This is a genomic window from Eubacterium sp. AF17-7 (genome assembly GCF_003461285.1).
GTDB classification, from domain to species: domain Bacteria; phylum Bacillota; class Clostridia; order Lachnospirales; family Lachnospiraceae; genus Eubacterium_U; species Eubacterium_U album.
This window is the reverse complement of record NZ_QTWU01000003.1, coordinates 41,056-60,468: the sequence shown is the minus strand read 5'-3', so window position 1 is coordinate 60,468 and position 19,413 is coordinate 41,056. Positions and strand designations below refer to the sequence as shown.

The window sequence follows — 19,413 nt, the reverse complement described above, 5'->3', positions numbered from 1 at the left end:
GTTAACAGTAGAGTAATAAAATAAAGGTTACAGATTATCATATATAGTGATTAGTCTGTAACCTTTTTATAATAAGTTTAATTAAACATTTCTTCTTGTAAATGCATCATGTGCAATAAACAGGAATAAGAAAATGTGTATTGCAATAACGCTAACTGAAAAAATAGGCGTCATACCAAAGAATGTAAATGAATTTTCAACAATGTTTGAGAATGACATATTTGCAAATATCGTGTAACGTACAAAGTCTAATGATAACATTTGTGCAATTGAAACAGCCATATCTGAACCTAAGTAAATCATGATTGGAATTGCAATTGCTATAGCTGAATTTCTAAATAAAGCTGATAACATAAATGCTATGATGGCAGTAATCATTATTGTTCCAAATGACATAAAGAAATTGAAAAGGATAAATAATAATCCTGAATGTACAACAAGGCTTCCGTCTTTTAATAGTAATAGAGGAGTTGATAATTCTCCTGTACCAAATACAATAATAGTAAGTAGAAAAGACAATATATATGACAATAATGTTAAAACAAATCCATATGTTAAAAATGTAATAAATTTGCTCCAAAAGATTTTATATCTTTTCACAGGTGTTATAAGTAAAAATTTAATTGTTCCATTAGAAAATTCAGATGAAACAGTGGTTCCGGCTAAAATAATCAAAATAAGAGCAATAATAATTGTAGCATTAATACATCTTTTTAGAGATAAAAATGCATTGCCTGTGTATATATATGGTTCATATGATGACATCTGAGGATCAGGGTTTTTATAAATAACTGAGTCAATATCATTTTCTAACTGATATTTTGCTATCAGATAATTTGATTCAGTAGTATTAAATTCTGTTTCATCATATGAAGCTCCACTTTTTTTTGCCGAAAGTAAATCAGAATAGCTTATATCATATTGTGAAAAATTAGATATAAGACTGTATTTCTGAGTGTTTGAATCAGGGTCAATATCATTTTTTAAATAGTTTTCATAAGTATCCTTTAACAATTTAGCACCGTCTTTTGTATGACCATCAGTATTTATTGAATCGACAGTTAACTGGATATAACTTTTCCAATCTTTATCTTTAAGTGAAGAAACAATTGTATCACATAAATTTTGATAATGTTCACGGTCTTCTTTTGAGTTGACTAAATCAGATGAACCCTCTTTATCAAATGAATTAATTGAACTTAAATATGAATAGTAATCGCTTAAAGCATTTGATTCCCAACGTGAATTGTCATATATATCATGCATTGTATAATCAAGAGATTTAGCAAGCTTTAATTCTTCTATATACGCATCGTCTCTATATTCATCAGTTTCAGTAGTTGCATATTGTAATTCCTGCTCAATAGAAGAGTAATAAATATCATCGTTATTATCACAGGAAAATTTTGTAAAAACTGAAATGCCAATTATAAATAATACAATGGCTGCAAGAAAGAAATAAGTGCTTTTTTTATGAAATAATTTTGAATATTCGTTTTTGATTAAATTAAGCAATTTGGTTACCTCCTTTTACGTTAGTTATTTCCATAAAGGCATCTTCAAGTTTCTGGTTTTCAATAGGAATAATAGCGTATATGCTGATTTTGTTTTCAACAAGTAAATCTGTAATTGTAGAAACAATGTCTTTAGCTGAATTCCTGTTAATCTTTAATTCAAATGTAGTATCGCTTGTTATTGAATTTATAATATCAGGGTTATATTCTGTAATGGCGGTAATAGCAGAATTACTGTCTGATACTTCAAAATTGTAAGTTACATCCTTACCAGATACATCGTGAAGCATATTTTCCATCGTATCAACACTTAAAATATTTCCATTTGACAAAATAGCTACTCTGTCGCACATTAATTCCATTTCGCTCATAAGATGACTTGATACTAAAACGCAAACATCTTCTTTGTGAGCCATATTTGTTAAAATATCACGTAACTGTTTAATTCCTGCGGGGTCAAGACCATTGGTAGGCTCATCTAAAATTAACACTTTAGGATTATGCAATAATGTAATAGCAAGTCCTAAACGCTGTCTCATACCTAGAGAATATTTGCCTACTTTTTCGTTTATACGATTTGATAAACCGACAAGCTCTATTACTTCGTTAACTCTTTCCATAGTCACTGACTTGTGTAAACGTGCATATTGTAAAATATTTTGCTTACCGGTCATATATTTATAAAATTCAGGATTTTCAACGATAGCTCCGATATTTTCCATGGCAGCTTCAAAGTCATGCTCAAGACTTTTTCCGTTGATTAAAATTTCACCATCATCTATATTGAGTAAACCTGTAATCATTTTAATTAAAGTTGTTTTACCGGCTCCGTTTGGACCAAGAAGACCGAATACTTCACCTGTTTTTGTTTCAAATGATACTTTGTTTAAAACAGTTCTGGAACCAAATTTTTTTTCTATATTCTTAATTTCCAATGCTGTACTCATGTTAATCCTCCTTATCGTCAAGTTTTGTGCAGTTTGAGTCTGTAACATAACTGTCCCAGGTACTTATTTTCCATTTGCCTGATTCATAAGTGTAGTAAATAGTACCTTCGCAAGTGCAGTTTACTTTATAATAATCATTAGTTGAGGCGTTGTTGGAATCTTGTGAATCTTCAGAACCATCATCGTAATAATCATTATTGTAATCGCTAAGTGTACAAATAGTACCCGGTGTAAATACTGTAGATGTTTCTTTTCCAACGATATCTACTGTGTATTTTATATTTGCACTGGCAATTTTAGGACCGGCTTTTGAAATCTTAACTGACTGAACTGAACCTGATGCATCTTTTATATCAAATAAAGAATTGTCAGCGTCAAGAGTGGAATCTAAAGTTGCTTTCATGCCTGAGATAGTAGAACCACTTGATGAATAATGTTTATCTGTCCAATAATTATTTAATATGTCTGTAATAAGTTCGCGATGTTTATTTAAATCAACTGATTCAGAGTTTGTTTTTAAAACATCGTTTATATAATTTTCAGTTGTTTGTCTAATAGTATCTTTTTGAGTTGAGAATGTTATGTAATCGACAGAAACATAGATTACAAGAATAACAAGACAAATAGCAGACAATATAATTCCACGATTTGTCTTCTTTAAAAATTTCTTCATAAAAAATAACCTCCAATTTGTTTTGTGAATTTATTATATCAAACTAAAAAATGTTTTTCATTTATAAAAAATTAAAATTGTCTTAAGATATGAGCATCAAAGTCAGGGAATATGACTTCGTCATTTATAAGTAACATATAATAACAAATAATAAAAAATAATAAAAAATGATAGCGAATAATAAAATGTGTTTGAAAAAACATAAAAGTAATGTAAAATTAACTATATGAATGATAGGAAAGATTAAAAATATAGTTGGAAAAAGAAATTGTTTTATATATACTATTCCAACCAATATCAGTTAATCAAAGGTAGGAAACAATACATATTAAAAGGAGGAAAGTGAATGATAAATTTTGCAACGATAGGAACAAATTTTGTAGTTGATTGGTTTTTAGAGGCGGTAGAACAATGTGATAACTTATGCTATGTGGCAACATATTCAAGAGATAAGGAAAAAGGAGAAGCATTTAGCAAAAAGCATAATGGGAAAATGGTGTTTACGGATTTGAATAAGCTTGCTAAATGTGATGAAATTCATGCAGTATATATTGCAAGCCCTAATAGCTTACATTATGAACAGGCTAAACTTTTGATTGAAAATGGAAAACATGTAATGATTGAAAAGACAATTACAAGCAATCAAAAAGAATTAGAAGAATTAATAAATTTGGCAATAAAGCATAATGTAGTAATAATGGAAGCAATGAGAAATGTAATTGACCCGGGATTTTTTGCTATAAAAGAAGCAATAGAACTTGTTAAGCCTGTTAGAAGAGTAAGCTTTCAATATTGTCAATATTCATCAAGATACGATAAATATAAGCAGGGAATATTTGAAAATGCATTTCGTAAGGAATTTTCAAATGGAGCATTAACGGATATAGGTGTATATTGTGTGCATCCGCTTGTAAAATTATTTGGTATGCCACAGGAAATAATGGCAATGGCACAAATATTACCTGATAGTATTGATGGACAGGGAACAATAATTGCAAAATATCCTGAAATGTTGGCAGAAGTATTGTATTCAAAGATAACAAATTCAAAGATACCTAGTCAGATTCAGGGAGAAAAAGGAGCAATTATTATTGAGGACATACCTAACCCGAGAAAAGTAAAAGTTATTTTTAATGATAATACGGAAAAGATAATTAAAGTGCCTGAATGTGAAAATAATCTTGTATTTGAAGCAAAAGAGTGGGCACGACTTATTGAAATTGGAAAATTTACAGACGAACATATTAAATATTCACATATGTGTGTTAAAGTTATGGATGAAGCAAGAAGGCAACAGGGGGTTGTATTTCCAGCAGATTAGGGAAGAGGAGAAGTATGCAAAAAAGAACTTGTTGATAGTATGGCGAGTTCAAATTCAAATGATACACCACAGGAATTTGTTGTAATTAGAATGAAATAGTTATATTTAAATTTTAAATCAGAACCACGTCTTTTAGGCGTGGTTCTGATTGTTTAACTTGCTAATTATATATACAAAAGAATAATTGTGCAAAATTATCTATCTCTTTTCTACAAATTGAAAGTTTTACTCAGCATCAGGTGCCTGACCATCGTGTGCTATCCACTTACATTCTGTTATTTCCATATTTGTAAATGTTGCTTTAAATGAAGAATCTTCAGGACTACATGCATAAATTCCAAACTGGATTTCATCAGTTGCTTTATACATATGACAGATTCGCATCTGCTTATAATTAATGCCATCTTCTGAGCATTCAATGCAGTAATCGTCTTCACGTCTACTGAATCTATACCACATAGATTTAATTCCAGCATCAATTTCTGTTGTAGCCCAATCTGAATATCCTTTATTCGTTACAACGCTTCCAAGATGCTGAAACTTTTCATTTTCATATTCAATAGAACCTTTCAACCAGTTTTCACTATCGAGATACATAACAACACCACACTGGTCAAAGCGTACCTTAGTTTCAAATTCTGTCTTTACAATAAAAGAAAACATCTTTTTGGAAGTCTTAATCTGAAGAACGGGAGCATTATCATTTCTAAAATGGTAGTAAGTACGCTGCCATAAATCTGTATGTGGATTTGTTATTACTTCAATTTTATCTTCAGAGATAGTAAAATCTTTAGGTTTTCTTGTCCATTTCCATTGGTTATTATCTATTTTCATTTTAATCTTCCTTTCGTGGATAAAATCCGATTTGTTAAATTCATATCCACATTATACCATAAAAATAACAGCACTGTATATTAATATTGTAACATACAGTGCCGTTATTTTTATTATTTACATAAGGAGTCATTCCGTCTTCGTTTAGCCTCTCCTTATGAAAACTAGTGGACTAGACGGGAGTTGAACCCGTGTCCAAAAGCCTCTCCATTGTACTTCTTCTATCATAGTCAGTTATTTAACATTCCCTTAAACAAACCGGAACTAACACCGTTTTGCTCTTGGTAGCTTCATAAAATCACTGAAAGCGCAAAGCTTAGCAATCAGAGTTTCCTGCTAAAGTCGATGCCAATATCAGGGCCGCAGGCAACCTTGTATTGACAGCTGCCATTAATTAGGCAGCGTAAGCTAAATTATCTTCAGCGTTTAATTTTAATTGTATGATTTAACGCATCATCTACGGATAGCTTCTCCAACTTCAAAACCCCTGTCGAAACCAGTACTAGCCCTTACTGGGGGTAGGTAAAAGTCTACCTTGGTCTTATATTTTAAATCATATTTTAAATATAGTCAATTGGAAATATTGGCTATTTTTGCTTTGGTGTATATAAGTTAGAATACCAATATAAAACACCAATTCCAACACCACCAATGATATTACCGATAGTTACAGGCAATAAATTTTTAACGATGAAGTTCCACCAACTAAGACCTGTTACATCTAATCCGTAATTTCCATACATCTGATTAATGAATAAACCACCACTTATATAACTCATATTTGCAACGCTATGTTCAAAAGCACAAATAACGAAAACGATAATAGGGAAGAATAAACATATAATTTTGCTTGCAGCAGATTCGGCCATAAATGTCATAAATACTGCAACACATACTAAAATATTACAAAAAATACCTTTAATAATGGCATCAGTAAATGAAATATTGCATTTAGATACAGCAGTACTTAAAAGATTTGTTGCTAATTGTCCATTAAATAAAGTATAAACATGACCGTATGTGCATAAAAATGTAAATACAACACTTCCTATAAAACTTCCGATATAAACAACAACCCAGTTCTTAAGCATTTTCGCTACAGAAAGTTTTTTCTCAAGAACAGAAATAATCATAAGGTTGTTACCTGTAAATAACTCACTTCCGTTTAAAACTACCATTGCTAAACCGGCAGGGAAGATACATGCATTTATCAATCTTGCTATAGCTGTATTTTCTAAAGAACATGATGCAGTGGCAGCACCGGTTCCGGCTATGGAAATAAAGAATCCGGCTATAATTCCTAATACCAACATTTTTAATGTAGGTAAATTACCTTTGACAACACCTACTTTTGAATAACGTTCAGTTGCTTCTCTTGTACTAATCATTTTTGTTACCTCTATTTTTATTTTTCTTTTTTGTCCCCTCAAATATATAAAAAACCAAAGATATTTTTACCATATATTAACGTGAATGTAAAGGTTGTAAACATAGAAGAAACACAATAAATGACAACAAATTATATAAAGTAACAAAATTGTTATTAAAAATTAATAAAATTTACGACAAAAATAATATTTTCTTTTTAAACAAATTATTGTATTATAGGCGTATCGTAAATAAGTATGCCTATTTAATAGGTAAGAAATAAAAATAATAGTTACGCTGTAGCAGGAGGGATTATGAGAAGATTAGCATTATTAATGATTTTTAGCATTGTAGCTACTATGACTTTTGGATGTGGAAAAACGGAAGGAGAAGAAAAGAGTACAAAAGAGGAAGTAACTACAATTCAGGAAACAGAAGAGCCATTGGAAACAAAAGATGACAAGGTTGATTTGCTAGAATACATAGATGAATTAAAAAGAGTAGCTTATTATTTTAATATGAAAGAATCTGATAGTGAAAAAGGAAATGTAGAGCAACATTGGAAAGGAAATGGCATCGAAATAAATGTAATTAAAGGTTCAAGTCAGAAACTTCATGACTATAACTATCCTGATTTTCAAATTATTGTAACTGATAATGATGAAATTTCAGTGCTTGGATACTCTTTAGGGGATGAGATTAATTATTACATGGATCCTGTAGTTGAAAAAATGGGATGGGATGTTAATTATGATGGAAGACTTGATGAAAAAAGAAGTGTTGTATTTACTAAAGTTGCAGATGACAGAATACTCTATGTTTCATTTACATCAGATGACAAAGATATTACACAAATGGAAATATATACAGATTATAAAGAAGTAGTAAATGAAGTAGTACAGGATAAACAGAAAGAACTATATGAAAAATACGAAAAAACTTTGTATAAATTGCAAAGCAAAGACCCAAATCAAAATGTTGAGTTCGCAAAAATAGGAAATAATTATTATCCATGTATGCTTGTGTGGAGTAAGGAAAGCCGCGAAATGAAACTTTATTATTTGAATAAAAAAGGTAAAATTGCCCATACTAAAGCATTTCAGTCTATGACATATAATCAGGATGGAACAGTTACGCTTGTTAATAATATAATTGGGAATACACAAATTGTTGTATGCCAATACAAGGATGAAAAGTTGAAAGTTATTTCAAGACTTGTAACTGACAACTCAGGAAATACAAAAAAATATCTAATAAACGATAATGAAGTAACAGAGAAAGAATATAATAAAGTCGTAAACTCATATAAGAGAGATAACGACAGATATAGAACATATTCTTATAATGGAGCTGAATACAGTGGATATGAAGACGTTTCGCATGCACTTTCAGCATTAGAAACAAAAATTCAGCAAATTGAGCAGGCAGAAGCAGAAAAATAACTATATTTCATAAAATCATCACATATTTTGTGTTATATTTTACATTATAGAAGTTGAAATGTTATTTCTATATGAAATATTAGTGCTGCGGAGGTACACATAAATGGATGAATTAAAGATTTTAGTTGTAGATGATGAATCAAGAATGAGAAAACTTGTTAAGGATTTCCTTGTAAAGAAACAATATAAGGTATTAGAAGCAGGAGACGGCGAAGAAGCAATTGAGGTATTCTTTGGAAACAAAGACATTTCATTGATAATTCTTGACGTTATGATGCCTAAAATGGACGGTTGGGAAGTATGTAAGGAAATAAGAAAATTTTCAAAAGTCCCAATCATAATGCTTACAGCAAAAAGTGAGGAAAATGATGAACTTAAAGGATTTGAACTTGGAGTTGATGAATACATATCAAAACCTTTCAGTCCTAAAATATTAGTTGCAAGAGTTGATGCAATTTTACGACGTGCTAATAAAATTGGCGCTGATATGACAATAGAAGCAGGAGATATTAAGATAGATAAGGCTGCTCATATTGTTAATGTTAAAGATAAGGAAATTGAACTAAGCTTTAAAGAATTTGAATTGTTGACATATTTTATTGAAAATAAAGGAATTGCTCTTTCAAGAGAAAATATTTTAAATAATGTATGGAATTATGATTACTTTGGAGATGCCAGAACAATAGATACACATGTCAAGAAACTTAGAAGTAAATTAGGTGACTGTGGTGATTACATAAAGACTGTTTGGGGTATGGGATATAAATTTGAGGTAAACTAATGAAACATTCAATTAAGTATAAACTGCCAATATTAATCATTGTAATTATGACAGTAGCTATTGCGCTTGCATCAACATTTGGAACAGCTTTTATTGAAAAATATTATATTTCACATAAAAAAGACGTTATTGTTGATGTATATAATAAGATGGCTCAAGTTGTAAAAGAAGATAAGGATTTATCTGAAAGCGACAACGTACAGGCGCTAAATGATGAGTGTGAAAATGCCGGCGTAACAATAATTATGATAGACAGTTCCGGAAACACAATATATGAATATGGTGCAGGAAAGACATTACAAAGACGTTGGCAGGAAATGATATATGGTGCGGCATTTGGAGCCGAAAGAGAAAGAACTATTATAGAAAAGAATGACAATTATACGATGCAAAGAGCCAGAGATTTATTGTCTGATCAGGAATATTATGAATTGTTTGGGACATTAGATTCAGGCTATTATTTTGTAATCAGGGTATCAGTCCAAAATATGAGGGAGACTCTTAATATTACAAATAAATTCTATTTGATTCTTCTTATATCTATGACTGTTGTAATGACTATTATGATGATTATAGTAACGAGAAGATATACGGACCCGATACTTGAACTTGCAACAATTTCAACAAGAATGTCAAATTTGGATTTTGATGCTAAATATACAGGAAAACATAAAGATGAAATAGGCGTTCTTGGAAATAGTATGAATGAGTTGTCAGCTAAATTGGAAGGGACAATCCTTGAACTTAAAAAGGCAAATATAGAATTGCAAAAAGATATCGAGCAAAAGATTGAAATTGATGAGATGAGAAAAGATTTTATTTCAAATGTATCTCATGAATTAAAAACACCGATTGCTCTTATTCAGGGATATGCAGAAGGTTTAAAGGATAATATTAATGACGACCCTGAAAGTATGGAATTTTATTGTGATGTAATTATTGATGAGTCAGATAAAATGAACAAAATGGTTAAAAAACTGCTGGCACTTACACAGATTGAATTTGGAAATAAACAGGTAAATATCGAAAGATTTAATCTTGTTGATGTCATGGAAGGCATTATTAAATCCGTTCAGTTAAGAGCGGAGCAGGAGAATGTTAAAATAATATTTGAAAATAAAGAACCTGTATATGTTTGGGCTGATGAATTTCAAATTGAGGAAGTAATTACAAACTATGTAAGTAACGCATTTAACCATATTGACGGAAAAAGAATAATTGAGATGAAAATTGTAGAAAAAGATGGTATAGTAAGAATGTCAGTCTTCAATACCGGTAAACAGATTCCTGAAAATGAATTGGAAAATGTTTGGATTAAATTCTATAAAGTAGATAAGGCAAGAACCAGAGAATATGGTGGAAATGGCATTGGACTTTCTATTGTTAAGGCGATTGCTGACAGTATGAATAAAAAATGCGGAGTATTTAACCATGAGGATGGTGTTGAATTCTGGTTTGAATTAGATGGAAAAGCTTCAGAGGAAGGACTGGAATATGATAGCAATAATTGACTATGATGCAGGAAATATTAGAAGTGTTGAGAAGGCGTTTCAATTTCTGGGAGAAGAAACGATACTAACACGAGACAAGGATGTAATTTTAGGTGCAGACAAAGTTGTACTTCCGGGCGTAGGCTCATTTGGTGACGCTATGGAAAAGCTTAATAAGTATGATTTAGTTGATACTGTGAAGGAAGTTGTGTCACGAAACATACCATTTCTTGGAATATGTTTAGGCTTACAGTTATTATTTGAAGAAAGTGATGAAACACCGGGAGTAAATGGACTTGGAATTCTACCGGGCAAGATTATAAAGATACCTGAAGGTGAAGGTTTGAAAGTTCCACATATTGGATGGAATTCGTTAGATTTTCATAATAATGGAAGATTATTTAAAGGAATAGATGAGAAAGCATATGTTTATTTTGTTCACTCTTATTATTTGAAAGCAGATGACGAAAACATCGTAACAGCAACTACTGAGTATGGTGTACATATACATGCGTCCGTTGAGAAAGAAAATGTATTTGCATGTCAGTTCCATCCGGAAAAGAGTGGAGATATAGGACTGAAAATATTGAAAAATTTTGCAGAGATAAATTAAATTTTTTCGAGTAGGAAAATTCCTACTCGATTTTGTCGTATTTTATATTAGGAGGAAAATATGCACACAAAGAGAATTATACCTTGTTTGGATGTTAATAATAACCGAGTTGTAAAAGGAGTAAATTTTGTAAATTTGCGTGATGCAGGCGACCCTGTAGAGGTAGCAAAGGCATACAATAAGGCGGGAGCAGATGAATTGGTGTTCCTTGATATTACAGCATCATCTGACAATAGAAATACAGTTGTAGATATGGTAAGAAGAGTAGCTGAGCAGGTTTTTATACCATTTACGGTTGGAGGCGGAATCAGAACAGTAGATGATTTCAAAACGTTACTTAGAGAGGGAGCCGATAAGATATCAATAAACTCATCGGCTATTATGAATCCAAGACTTATAAGTGATGCCGCAGATAAATTTGGAAGCCAGTGTGTAGTTGTTGCTATAGATGCAAAAAGAAGAGCACACGACTCGGGCTGGAATATTTACAAAAATGGTGGAAGAGTAGATGTTGGAATAGACGCTGTGGAATGGGCACGTAAAGTAGATAAATTAGGTGCAGGGGAAATTCTTCTTACAAGTATGGATTGTGACGGAGTTAAACAGGGATATGATGTAGAACTTACAAGAATCATATCTGAAAATGTATCAATACCTGTAATTGCATCAGGTGGAGCAGGTAAAAAAGAGCATTTTTATGATGCATTGACAGAAGGAAAGGCTGATGCAGCATTGGCAGCATCATTATTTCACTACAAAGAATTAGAAATAAATGACCTTAAACATTACCTTAAAGAAAAAGGTGTTCAGGTTAGAATATAATTGGAAAAACGAATTAAGATTCAGTACATAGAATTTTCCAGAAAATAGCCTTAATTTAAAGTTAAGGCAATATAGATTATTATATAGAGCGAGAGATTAAAATGAAATATTATTTTATAATCAATCCTGAAAGTGGCAGATTTGCCAATGATAAAGAAGGGTTTATTGAAAGAATAGATAAAGCGTGCAGACTTAGAGACATAAAATACGAAATTCATTACACTGATGGATTTGGTAAAGCCAGAAAAGTGGCAGAAAGCATTCCTAATGATGAAGAATGCATTGTGTTCTCAGTAGGCGGAGATGGAAATTTAAATGAAATAATAAATGGTGTTGTTAAGAAACATATGACAGTAGGTGTTATACCGGCAGGAAGTGGAAATGATTTTTACAGAACATTGTCTGCACTTGGAAAAGGCGAACACAGATGTGACTTAGGAATTATCAATGACAAGTATTTTATAAATATTGCATGTATAGGCTTAGATGCTGATATAGCAAATAACATAAGTGTAATCAGACAAAAGAAGTGGATACCTGTAGGTCAAAGATATACATGTAGCATAATTTATTCGTATTTTAAATATAAATTTAAAGAATTAACTACAATATTTGGTGAACAGTCTAAAAAAGGCGAATACACAATAGTTACTGTATGTAATGGACAGTATTATGGTGGAGGACACAGAATTGCACCACATGCATTAATAGATGACGGATACTTTGAAATATATATGGTTGATAAAATGCCTAAAATATTAATACCGGGACTTTTATTAAAATTAAAAAACGGAAGACATGAAAAGTCAAAGAGAGTGGTAAGATACACAGACAAAGGATTAAAAATTCAGTCAGATATTCCTGTAACATGTAATGTTGACGGAGAAATGCTAACAGATACTGAATTTAAAATCAGAATCGAGAAAAGTGCAATAAAAGTTTATAATGATCCGCAGTTCGTAGAAGAAATAGTTGGTAACAATATTTGACAGAGGTTAAATAAATGGGAATGATAACAAATGATTGGTTAGAAGCAATACAGCCTGAATTTTCTAAACCATACTACAAAGAATTATATAGTTTTGTTAAAGATGAATACAGTAAAACAATAGTATATCCTCCGGCAGAAGATATATTTAATGCATTTCATTTTACACCACTTAAGGATGTAAAAGTATTGCTGCTTGGGCAGGACCCATATCATAATGTAAATCAGGCGCATGGATTAAGCTTTTCAGTATTGCCGGGAAATGACATACCACCATCGCTTCAAAATATTTATAAAGAATTGCATGATGATTTGGGATGTTATATACCAAATAACGGATATTTGAAAAAATGGGCAGATCAGGGAGTGTTATTGCTTAACACAGTATTAACAGTTAGAGCTCATCAGGCAAATTCACATCAGGGACATGGCTGGGAGCAATTTACGGATGCGGTTATAGAAGCCGTAAATGCACAGGACAGGCCAATAGTAATATTTTTGTGGGGTTCGCCTGCACAAAAGAAAGCTAAGATGTTAACTAATCCAAAACATCTTGTATTAAAATGTCCACATCCAAGTCCACTTTCAGCATATAGAGGATTTTTCGGATGCAAGCATTTTAGCAAAGCAAATGCATTCCTAAAGGCAAATGGAATAGAACCAATAGACTGGCAAATAGAAAATATTTAATTTACCTAAGATGAAAGGAAAAATATGAGCATATTAAATGTAGAACATTTAACACATGGTTTTGGCGATAGAGCAATTTTTGATGATGTATCATTTAGATTATTAAAAGGTGAACATATAGGACTTGTTGGAGCAAATGGTGAAGGTAAGTCAACGTTTATGAATATAATAACAGGTAAATTGCAACCTGACGAAGGTAGAGTTGAATGGGCTAAAAATGTCAGAGTAGGATATTTAGACCAGCATATCGTTTTAGAAAAAGGAATGACAATAGAGGATGTTTTAAAATCGGCATTTGACTTCCTGTTTGAAATGGAAGAAAACATGAATGACATTTGCAATAAAATGGGTGATGCGGATGAGAAGCAACTTGAAATATATATGGATGAACTTGCCGTTATTCAGGATATGCTTACAATGCATGATTTTTATCTGATAGATTCAAAGGTAGAAGAAATAGCAAGGGCATTTGGATTAACAGATTTAGGACTTGATAAAGATGTAAATGATTTAAGTGGTGGTCAGAGAACAAAGGTATTGCTTGCAAAACTATTGTTAGAAAAGCCTGACATTTTATTGCTTGATGAACCGACAAACTATTTGGATGCCGAACATATTGAATGGTTAAAGAGATATTTACAGGATTATGAGAATGCTTTTATTTTAATATCACATGATATACCGTTTTTAAATAGTGTTATTAATTTGATTTATAATATGGAAAATCAAAAACTGGACAGATATGTAGGCGATTACGATAAGTTTAAAGAAGTACACGCCGTAAAACAGGCACAACTTGAGGCTGCATATAACAGACAGCAAAAAGAAATTGCTGATTTAAAGGATTTTGTGGCAAGAAATAAAGCTAGAGTTTCAACAAGAAACATGGCAATGTCAAGGCAGAAAAAACTTGATAATATGGATTTAATTGAACTTGCAGGAGAAAAACCAAAACCGGAATTTAGATTTAAGGAAGCAAGGACGCCCGGCAAATTTATAATAGACACAATGAATCTGGTAATCGGATATGATAAGCCATTATCTGTGCCACTTAATTTGTCTATGGAAAGAGGACAGAAAATTGCAGTAATAGGAACAAATGGTATTGGAAAAACAACTCTTTTAAGAAGTATTTTAGGAGAAATTAAACCTATAGATGGAAAAGTTGAATTGGGAGATTATCTGCAAATAGGCTATTTTGAACAGGAAATAAAGGAAGAAAACCGTTCTACATGCCTTGAGGAAATCTGGGATGAATTCCCTTCATTTAACCAATATGAAGTAAGAAGCGCGTTGGCTAAATGTGGACTTACTACAAATCATATTGAAAGTCAGATAAGAGTGTTAAGCGGAGGAGAGCAGGCAAAAGTCCGTCTTTGCAAATTAATTAACAGAGAAACAAATCTTTTGGTTCTTGACGAACCTACAAATCATTTGGATGTAGATGCTAAGGCAGAATTAAAAAGAGCGCTTACAGAATACAAGGGAAGCATACTTATGGTATGTCATGAACCTGATTTTTATGAGGATTGGGTAACAGATGTGTGGGATGTAAGCCAGTGGAGTCTGTTAGATTAAGATATAAGACATATAATAAATTAGATAGAATATCACAAAACAAGGCATGGGTTCATTTCGAACCTATGCCTTGTTTTGTGTAATGTACCAAATGGTATATGTTTTAATTTTGCTTTTCTTTTAATCTTTTATTTGCAGTTGCAAGCATAAGTTTAATTCTATTTAACTGGTTAACTTCACTTGCACCGGGATCATAGTCAACAGCTACAATATTTGCTTCAGGGTGCATTGCACGAAGCTTTTTGATAACACCCTTTCCAACAATGTGGTTAGGAAGGCAGGCGAAAGGCTGTGTACAAACTATGTTTGGAACTCCATCTTTTATTAAGTGGAGCATTTCACCTGTAAGGAACCATCCTTCACCGGTCTGGTTACCAATTGAAACAACTTCCTCAGCCATTTCTGACATTTCCCAAATATCGCTTGTAGGAGTGAAGTGTTTGCTCTTTATTAAAGCCTCCTTAGCTGTTTTTCTGAAGTATTCTATAGCTTTTATTCCAATGGTACTTAGAATTACTGATGATTTTTTAAAACCTAATTTTTCGGCCTTAAATGTAGAGTTTCTAAATCCATATAAGAAGAAGTCTACAAGGTCAGGCATAACGGCTTCAGCACCTTCAGATTCCAATAAGTTTACAAGGTCATTGTTAGCAGTAGGAGAGAATTTAACAAGAATTTCACCTACTATACCAACACGTGGTTTTTTAATATCTTTTACAGGAATAGCATCAAATTCTTCAACAATCTTGCGAAGATTATTTTTATATCGTTTCATTCCAAATTTATTATCTGCAAGTTCAGCACATAATTTATCTTCCCATTTTTTATGAAGTGCATCTGTTTCGCCGTGATTTACTTCATAAGGTCTTGTTCTGTATACAACTCTCATAAATAAATCGCCGTACATTGCTGCCTGAACTGCCTTAACTGCAAATTTAGGAGTAATCTTAAATCCACTGTTCTTTTCAATACCGGATAAACTAAGGGAAAGAACAGGAATGTATTCTAATCCGGCTTTCTCTAATGCACGTCTGATAAATCCGATATAGTTAGTAGCACGACATCCGCCACCTGTCTGAGTAATAACAACAGCCACTTTGTGTAAATCATATTTTCCAGATAATAATGCTTCCATAATCTGACCTACAACAATAAGTGAAGGGTAGCAGGCATCATTGTTAACATACTTAAGACCCATATCAATGCATGATTGTTCACTTGGAAGAACTTCAAAGTTGTATCCACATGAATTCATTGCAGATTGAAGCATCTTAAAGTGAATTGGACTCATCTGAGGTGTAAGTATTGTATATTTTTCATCAAACATCTGCTTTGTAAATTCAACCTTTTTGATTGAAGATGGCTTGATGTCTCTTTGATAATTTCTTTCTTTTCTTATTCTAATGGCTGAAAGAAGAGAACGTATTCTGATTCTTGCAGCGCCTAAGTTATTAACTTCATCGATTTTAAGAACAGTGTAAATCTTTCCTGATTTAGTTAAAATATCATTTACGCAGTCAGTCGTAACGGCATCAAGACCACATCCAAATGAATTGAGCTGAACTAAATCAAGATCATCTCTTGTTTTTACATAGTTAGCAGCTGCATAAAGTCTTGAATGGTACATCCACTGGTCAGATACAATCAAAGGTCTTTCAACGGGAGCTAAATGTGAAATAGAATCTTCTGTTAAAACGGCAAGACCATAACTGTTAATCATTTCAGGAATACCGTGGTTGATTTCAGGGTCAACATGGTATGGACGACCTGCAAGTACGATACCGTGAAGATTATGTTCCTTTATATATGCTAATGTCTCTTCGCCTTTTTTGCGAATGTCATCTCTTGAAGCTAATAATTCTACCCATGCAGCATGTGCAGCCTGAGTAATTTCGGCTTTAGGAATATCAAATTCTTTTGAAAATTCTTCAACAAGTCGGCTTGTAATAGTTCCCTCATTTGTTAAAGCCATAAACGGATTCATAAATTTGATAGAATTATCGTTTAATTCTTCAACGTTATTTTTTATATTTTCTGCATAAGATGTAACAATAGGGCAGTTGTAGTGGTTATTAGCATCCGGTGTTTCATTTCTTTCGTATGGTATACACGGATAGAAAATAAAATCAATACCGTTTCTGATTAACCAGGTAACATGACCGTGAGCAATCTTTGCAGGATAACATTCTGATTCACTAGGAATTGATTCAATACCTAATTCATATATTTTTCTTGAAGACTCAGGTGAGAGAACAACTCTGTATCCTAATCTTTTAAAGAAAGTAGCCCAGAATGGAAAATTCTCATACATATTAAGTACACGTGGAATTCCTACAGTTCCTCGTTTAGCATTTTCCTCAGACAATGGTTCGTAATCAAACATTCTGTGGAATTTATATTCAAATAAGTTAGGAATGTTATCTTTATTTTTCTCTTTTCCAAGACCTTTTTCGCAACGGTTTCCGCTTATGAAACGTCGTCCGTCAATAAATTTATTTATAGTAAGCATACAGTTGTTTGTACAACCTTTGCATCGTGTCATTGTTGTTGTGTAATCAAATTTGTTAATTGCATCGATAGAAAGCATTGTTGTTGCTTCGCCGTGATAACGTTCTCTTGCAATAAGGGCAGCACCAAATGCACCCATAATACCTGCAATGTCAGGACGGATAGCTTCACATCCTGATATTTTTTCAAAACTTCTTAAAACAGCATCATTGTAAAATGTTCCACCCTGAACAACAACTTTTTCCCCAAGGTCTTTAGGGTCTGTAATTTTAATAACTTTATATAAAGCATTCTTAATAACAGAATAAGCAAGTCCGGCAGAAATATCTGCAACGCTTGCACCTTCTTTTTGTGCCTGCTTTACATTTGAATTCATAAATACTGTACAACGTGTACCAAGGTCTGTAGGATTCTTTGCAAATAAAGCTTCTTTAGCAAAATCGACAACTGAGTAATTAAGCGATTTAGCAAATGTTTCAATGAAAGAACCACAACCTGATGAGCAGGCTTCATTTAACTGGACGCTGTCTACAGTCTGATTCTTTATCTTAATACATTTCATGTCCTGACCGCCGATATCAAGAATACAGTCAACGTCAGGTTCAAAGAATGCAGCTGCATAATAATGTGCAACAGTTTCAACTTCACCTTCATCAAGCATTAAAGCCGCTTTAATTAAAGCCTCACCGTATCCTGTAGAACAAGAACGTACAATTTCAGCATCTTTAGGCAATTTAGAGTAAATATCTTTAATTGCACCAATAATAGTTGCCAAAGGATTTCCATTGTTACTGCTGTAGAATGAATATAATAAAGTTCCATCTTCTCCGACAACAGCTGCCTTAGTAGTAGTAGAACCTGAATCTATACCTAAGAAACATTTTCCTGAATAAGTGCTTAAATCACCTTTCTTTACTGTATCTTTGTTGTGTCTTACAGTAAATTCAGTATATTCAGCTTCATTTTTAAATAAAGGTTCCATACGTTTGATTTCCATATCCATCTTAATTCCTTTAGAAAGACGATTATACAAATCTGTTATATTTACTAAAACTTTTGGATCATGATTCATTGCGGAACCTGTAGCAGCAAATAAGTGTGAATGCTCAGGTGCAACAATATGTTCATCATCAAGATTTAATGTTCTTATAAACGCATTTTTTAATTCAGGAAGGAAGTGAAGAGGCCCTCCTAAAAATGCAACTGTACCACGAATAGGTTTTCCGCATGCCAAACCCGAAATGGTCTGGTTTACAACTGCTTGGAAAATAGAAGCAGCTAAATCCTCTTTTGTAGCACCTTCGTTAATTAATGGCTGAATATCTGTTTTGGCAAATACACCACAACGTGCGGCAATTGGATAAATTGCCTGATAATTAGCAGCGTATTCATTTAAACCACTGGCATCAGTCTGAAGAAGAGAAGCCATCTGGTCAATGAAAGAACCTGTACCACCGGCACAGATACCGTTCATACGCTGTTCAATTCCATTTGTAAAATAAATTATTTTTGCATCTTCGCCACCAAGTTCAATTGCAACATCTGTCTGAGGTGCATAATCATTTAATGCTGTAGAAACAGCTACAACCTCCTGAACAAATGGAACTCCTAAGTGCTTTGACAAAGTAAGTCCGCCTGAACCTGTAATCATAGGTGATAAGGTAATGTCACCTAATTTTTCTTTAGCCTTTTTTAATAATCCGGCTAAAGTTTCCTGAATATTTGCATAGTGACGCTCATAGTCAGCAAACATAATTTCATTATCATTATTTAAAATTGCAATTTTTACAGTTGTTGAGCCAATGTCAATACCAAGGCTGTAATATGCTTTATCATTCATTGTT

The 19,413-nt window shown here is 32.5% G+C and carries 15 protein-coding genes and 1 other RNA gene; 9 read left to right on the top strand and 7 right to left on the bottom strand.

Annotated elements, in window-relative coordinates; all coding sequences use genetic code 11:
• Nucleotides 1-81: 81 nt before the first annotated feature.
• The 3 genes from DWW96_RS05305 to DWW96_RS05295 are packed head-to-tail and all read right to left on the bottom strand — an operon-like array spanning nt 82 to nt 3,134.
• The gene (locus DWW96_RS05305; protein ID WP_117909573.1) at nt 82-1,515 is read right to left on the bottom strand and encodes an ABC transporter permease; all 1,434 of its coding nucleotides are present in this window, start codon (nt 1,513-1,515) and stop codon (nt 82-84) included.
• On the bottom strand, nt 1,508-2,461 hold the full coding sequence (locus DWW96_RS05300) for an ABC transporter ATP-binding protein (protein ID WP_117909571.1): 954 nt from the start codon (nt 2,459-2,461) through the stop codon (nt 1,508-1,510). Before DWW96_RS05300 ends, DWW96_RS05305 begins: the two co-directional genes overlap by 8 nt.
• 1 nt (nt 2,462) lies before the next feature.
• Nucleotides 2,463-3,134, bottom strand: a complete 672-nt coding sequence (locus DWW96_RS05295; RefSeq protein ID WP_022089806.1) for a hypothetical protein — start codon at nt 3,132-3,134, stop codon at nt 2,463-2,465.
• 346 nt (nt 3,135-3,480) lie between these two features.
• On the opposite strand from DWW96_RS05295, the gene DWW96_RS05290 reads away from it, so the two are divergent.
• Complete coding sequence (locus tag DWW96_RS05290; protein ID WP_117909570.1) at nt 3,481-4,455, top strand: Gfo/Idh/MocA family oxidoreductase; 975 nt, start codon at nt 3,481-3,483, stop codon at nt 4,453-4,455.
• A 225-nt stretch (nt 4,456-4,680) separates the two neighbouring features.
• Here the strand turns inward: DWW96_RS05290 and DWW96_RS05285 are convergent, their stop codons facing one another.
• The 3 genes from DWW96_RS05285 to DWW96_RS05275 form a co-directional block, all read right to left on the bottom strand.
• The gene (locus DWW96_RS05285) at nt 4,681-5,289 is read right to left on the bottom strand and encodes a DUF1349 domain-containing protein (protein ID WP_117909568.1); all 609 of its coding nucleotides are present in this window, start codon (nt 5,287-5,289) and stop codon (nt 4,681-4,683) included.
• Nucleotides 5,290-5,454: 165 nt separating this feature from the next.
• Nucleotides 5,455-5,798, bottom strand: a transfer-messenger RNA (tmRNA) gene (ssrA, locus tag DWW96_RS05280).
• A 78-nt stretch (nt 5,799-5,876) separates the two neighbouring features.
• A complete protein-coding gene (locus DWW96_RS05275) occupies nt 5,877-6,677 on the bottom strand; it encodes a formate/nitrite transporter family protein (protein WP_022089809.1) in 801 nt (266 codons plus the stop codon).
• 294 nt (nt 6,678-6,971) lie between these two features.
• On the opposite strand from DWW96_RS05275, the gene DWW96_RS05270 reads away from it, so the two are divergent.
• The 8 genes from DWW96_RS05270 to DWW96_RS05235 all read left to right on the top strand — a co-directional run bounded on the left by DWW96_RS05270 (nt 6,972) and on the right by DWW96_RS05235 (nt 15,061).
• A complete protein-coding gene (locus DWW96_RS05270) occupies nt 6,972-8,099 on the top strand; it encodes a hypothetical protein (RefSeq protein ID WP_117909566.1) in 1,128 nt (375 codons plus the stop codon).
• 103 nt (nt 8,100-8,202) lie between these two features.
• Nucleotides 8,203-8,880, top strand: a complete 678-nt coding sequence (locus DWW96_RS05265) for a response regulator transcription factor (protein ID WP_117909564.1) — start codon at nt 8,203-8,205, stop codon at nt 8,878-8,880.
• Nucleotides 8,880-10,391 (top strand): HAMP domain-containing sensor histidine kinase, encoded by a 1,512-nt coding sequence (locus tag DWW96_RS05260; RefSeq protein WP_022089812.1) that lies wholly within the window; start codon nt 8,880-8,882, stop codon nt 10,389-10,391. The genes DWW96_RS05265 and DWW96_RS05260 overlap by 1 nt, the downstream gene beginning before the upstream one ends.
• Nucleotides 10,375-10,983, top strand: coding sequence for an imidazole glycerol phosphate synthase subunit HisH (hisH, locus tag DWW96_RS05255; RefSeq protein ID WP_117909562.1), 609 nt, complete (start codon nt 10,375-10,377; stop codon nt 10,981-10,983). Before DWW96_RS05260 ends, hisH begins: the two co-directional genes overlap by 17 nt.
• A gap of 60 nt (nt 10,984-11,043) precedes the next feature.
• Nucleotides 11,044-11,805, top strand: coding sequence for an imidazole glycerol phosphate synthase subunit HisF (gene hisF / locus DWW96_RS05250; RefSeq protein WP_117909561.1), 762 nt, complete (start codon nt 11,044-11,046; stop codon nt 11,803-11,805).
• A 101-nt stretch (nt 11,806-11,906) separates the two neighbouring features.
• Nucleotides 11,907-12,794: a YegS/Rv2252/BmrU family lipid kinase gene (locus DWW96_RS05245; protein ID WP_117909559.1), complete on the top strand. Its 888-nt coding sequence runs from the start codon at nt 11,907-11,909 to the stop codon at nt 12,792-12,794.
• A 14-nt stretch (nt 12,795-12,808) separates the two neighbouring features.
• On the top strand, nt 12,809-13,483 hold the full coding sequence (locus tag DWW96_RS05240) for a uracil-DNA glycosylase (protein ID WP_117909557.1): 675 nt from the start codon (nt 12,809-12,811) through the stop codon (nt 13,481-13,483).
• A 24-nt stretch (nt 13,484-13,507) separates the two neighbouring features.
• Nucleotides 13,508-15,061, top strand: a complete 1,554-nt coding sequence (locus DWW96_RS05235; RefSeq protein WP_117909555.1) for an ABC-F family ATP-binding cassette domain-containing protein — start codon at nt 13,508-13,510, stop codon at nt 15,059-15,061.
• A gap of 103 nt (nt 15,062-15,164) precedes the next feature.
• On the opposite strand, the gene DWW96_RS05230 is transcribed toward DWW96_RS05235, so the two are convergent.
• Entirely contained in the window at nt 15,165-19,409 is a 4,245-nt protein-coding gene (locus tag DWW96_RS05230) for a 2-hydroxyacyl-CoA dehydratase (protein ID WP_117909553.1), read from the bottom strand.
• Between the last annotated feature and the right edge of the window lie 4 nt (nt 19,410-19,413).

What these genes read in the sequence shown, in the direction of transcription:
- hisH (WP_117909562.1), top strand. Translation starts at nt 10,375, where the DNA reads ATGATAGCAATAATTGACTATGATGCAGGAAATATTAGAAGTGTTGAG.
- DWW96_RS05230 (WP_117909553.1), bottom strand. Translation starts at nt 19,409, where the DNA reads ATGAATGATAAAGCATATTACAGCCTTGGTATTGACATTGGCTCAACA.
- DWW96_RS05265 (WP_117909564.1), top strand. Translation starts at nt 8,203, where the DNA reads ATGGATGAATTAAAGATTTTAGTTGTAGATGATGAATCAAGAATGAGA.
- DWW96_RS05285 (WP_117909568.1), bottom strand. Translation starts at nt 5,289, where the DNA reads ATGAAAATAGATAATAACCAATGGAAATGGACAAGAAAACCTAAAGAT.
- DWW96_RS05260 (WP_022089812.1), top strand. Translation starts at nt 8,880, where the DNA reads ATGAAACATTCAATTAAGTATAAACTGCCAATATTAATCATTGTAATT.
- DWW96_RS05290 (WP_117909570.1), top strand. Translation starts at nt 3,481, where the DNA reads ATGATAAATTTTGCAACGATAGGAACAAATTTTGTAGTTGATTGGTTT.
- DWW96_RS05245 (WP_117909559.1), top strand. Translation starts at nt 11,907, where the DNA reads ATGAAATATTATTTTATAATCAATCCTGAAAGTGGCAGATTTGCCAAT.
- DWW96_RS05300 (WP_117909571.1), bottom strand. Translation starts at nt 2,461, where the DNA reads ATGAGTACAGCATTGGAAATTAAGAATATAGAAAAAAAATTTGGTTCC.
- DWW96_RS05240 (WP_117909557.1), top strand. Translation starts at nt 12,809, where the DNA reads ATGGGAATGATAACAAATGATTGGTTAGAAGCAATACAGCCTGAATTT.
- hisF (WP_117909561.1), top strand. Translation starts at nt 11,044, where the DNA reads ATGCACACAAAGAGAATTATACCTTGTTTGGATGTTAATAATAACCGA.
- DWW96_RS05275 (WP_022089809.1), bottom strand. Translation starts at nt 6,677, where the DNA reads ATGATTAGTACAAGAGAAGCAACTGAACGTTATTCAAAAGTAGGTGTT.
- DWW96_RS05295 (WP_022089806.1), bottom strand. Translation starts at nt 3,134, where the DNA reads ATGAAGAAATTTTTAAAGAAGACAAATCGTGGAATTATATTGTCTGCT.
- DWW96_RS05270 (WP_117909566.1), top strand. Translation starts at nt 6,972, where the DNA reads ATGAGAAGATTAGCATTATTAATGATTTTTAGCATTGTAGCTACTATG.
- DWW96_RS05235 (WP_117909555.1), top strand. Translation starts at nt 13,508, where the DNA reads ATGAGCATATTAAATGTAGAACATTTAACACATGGTTTTGGCGATAGA.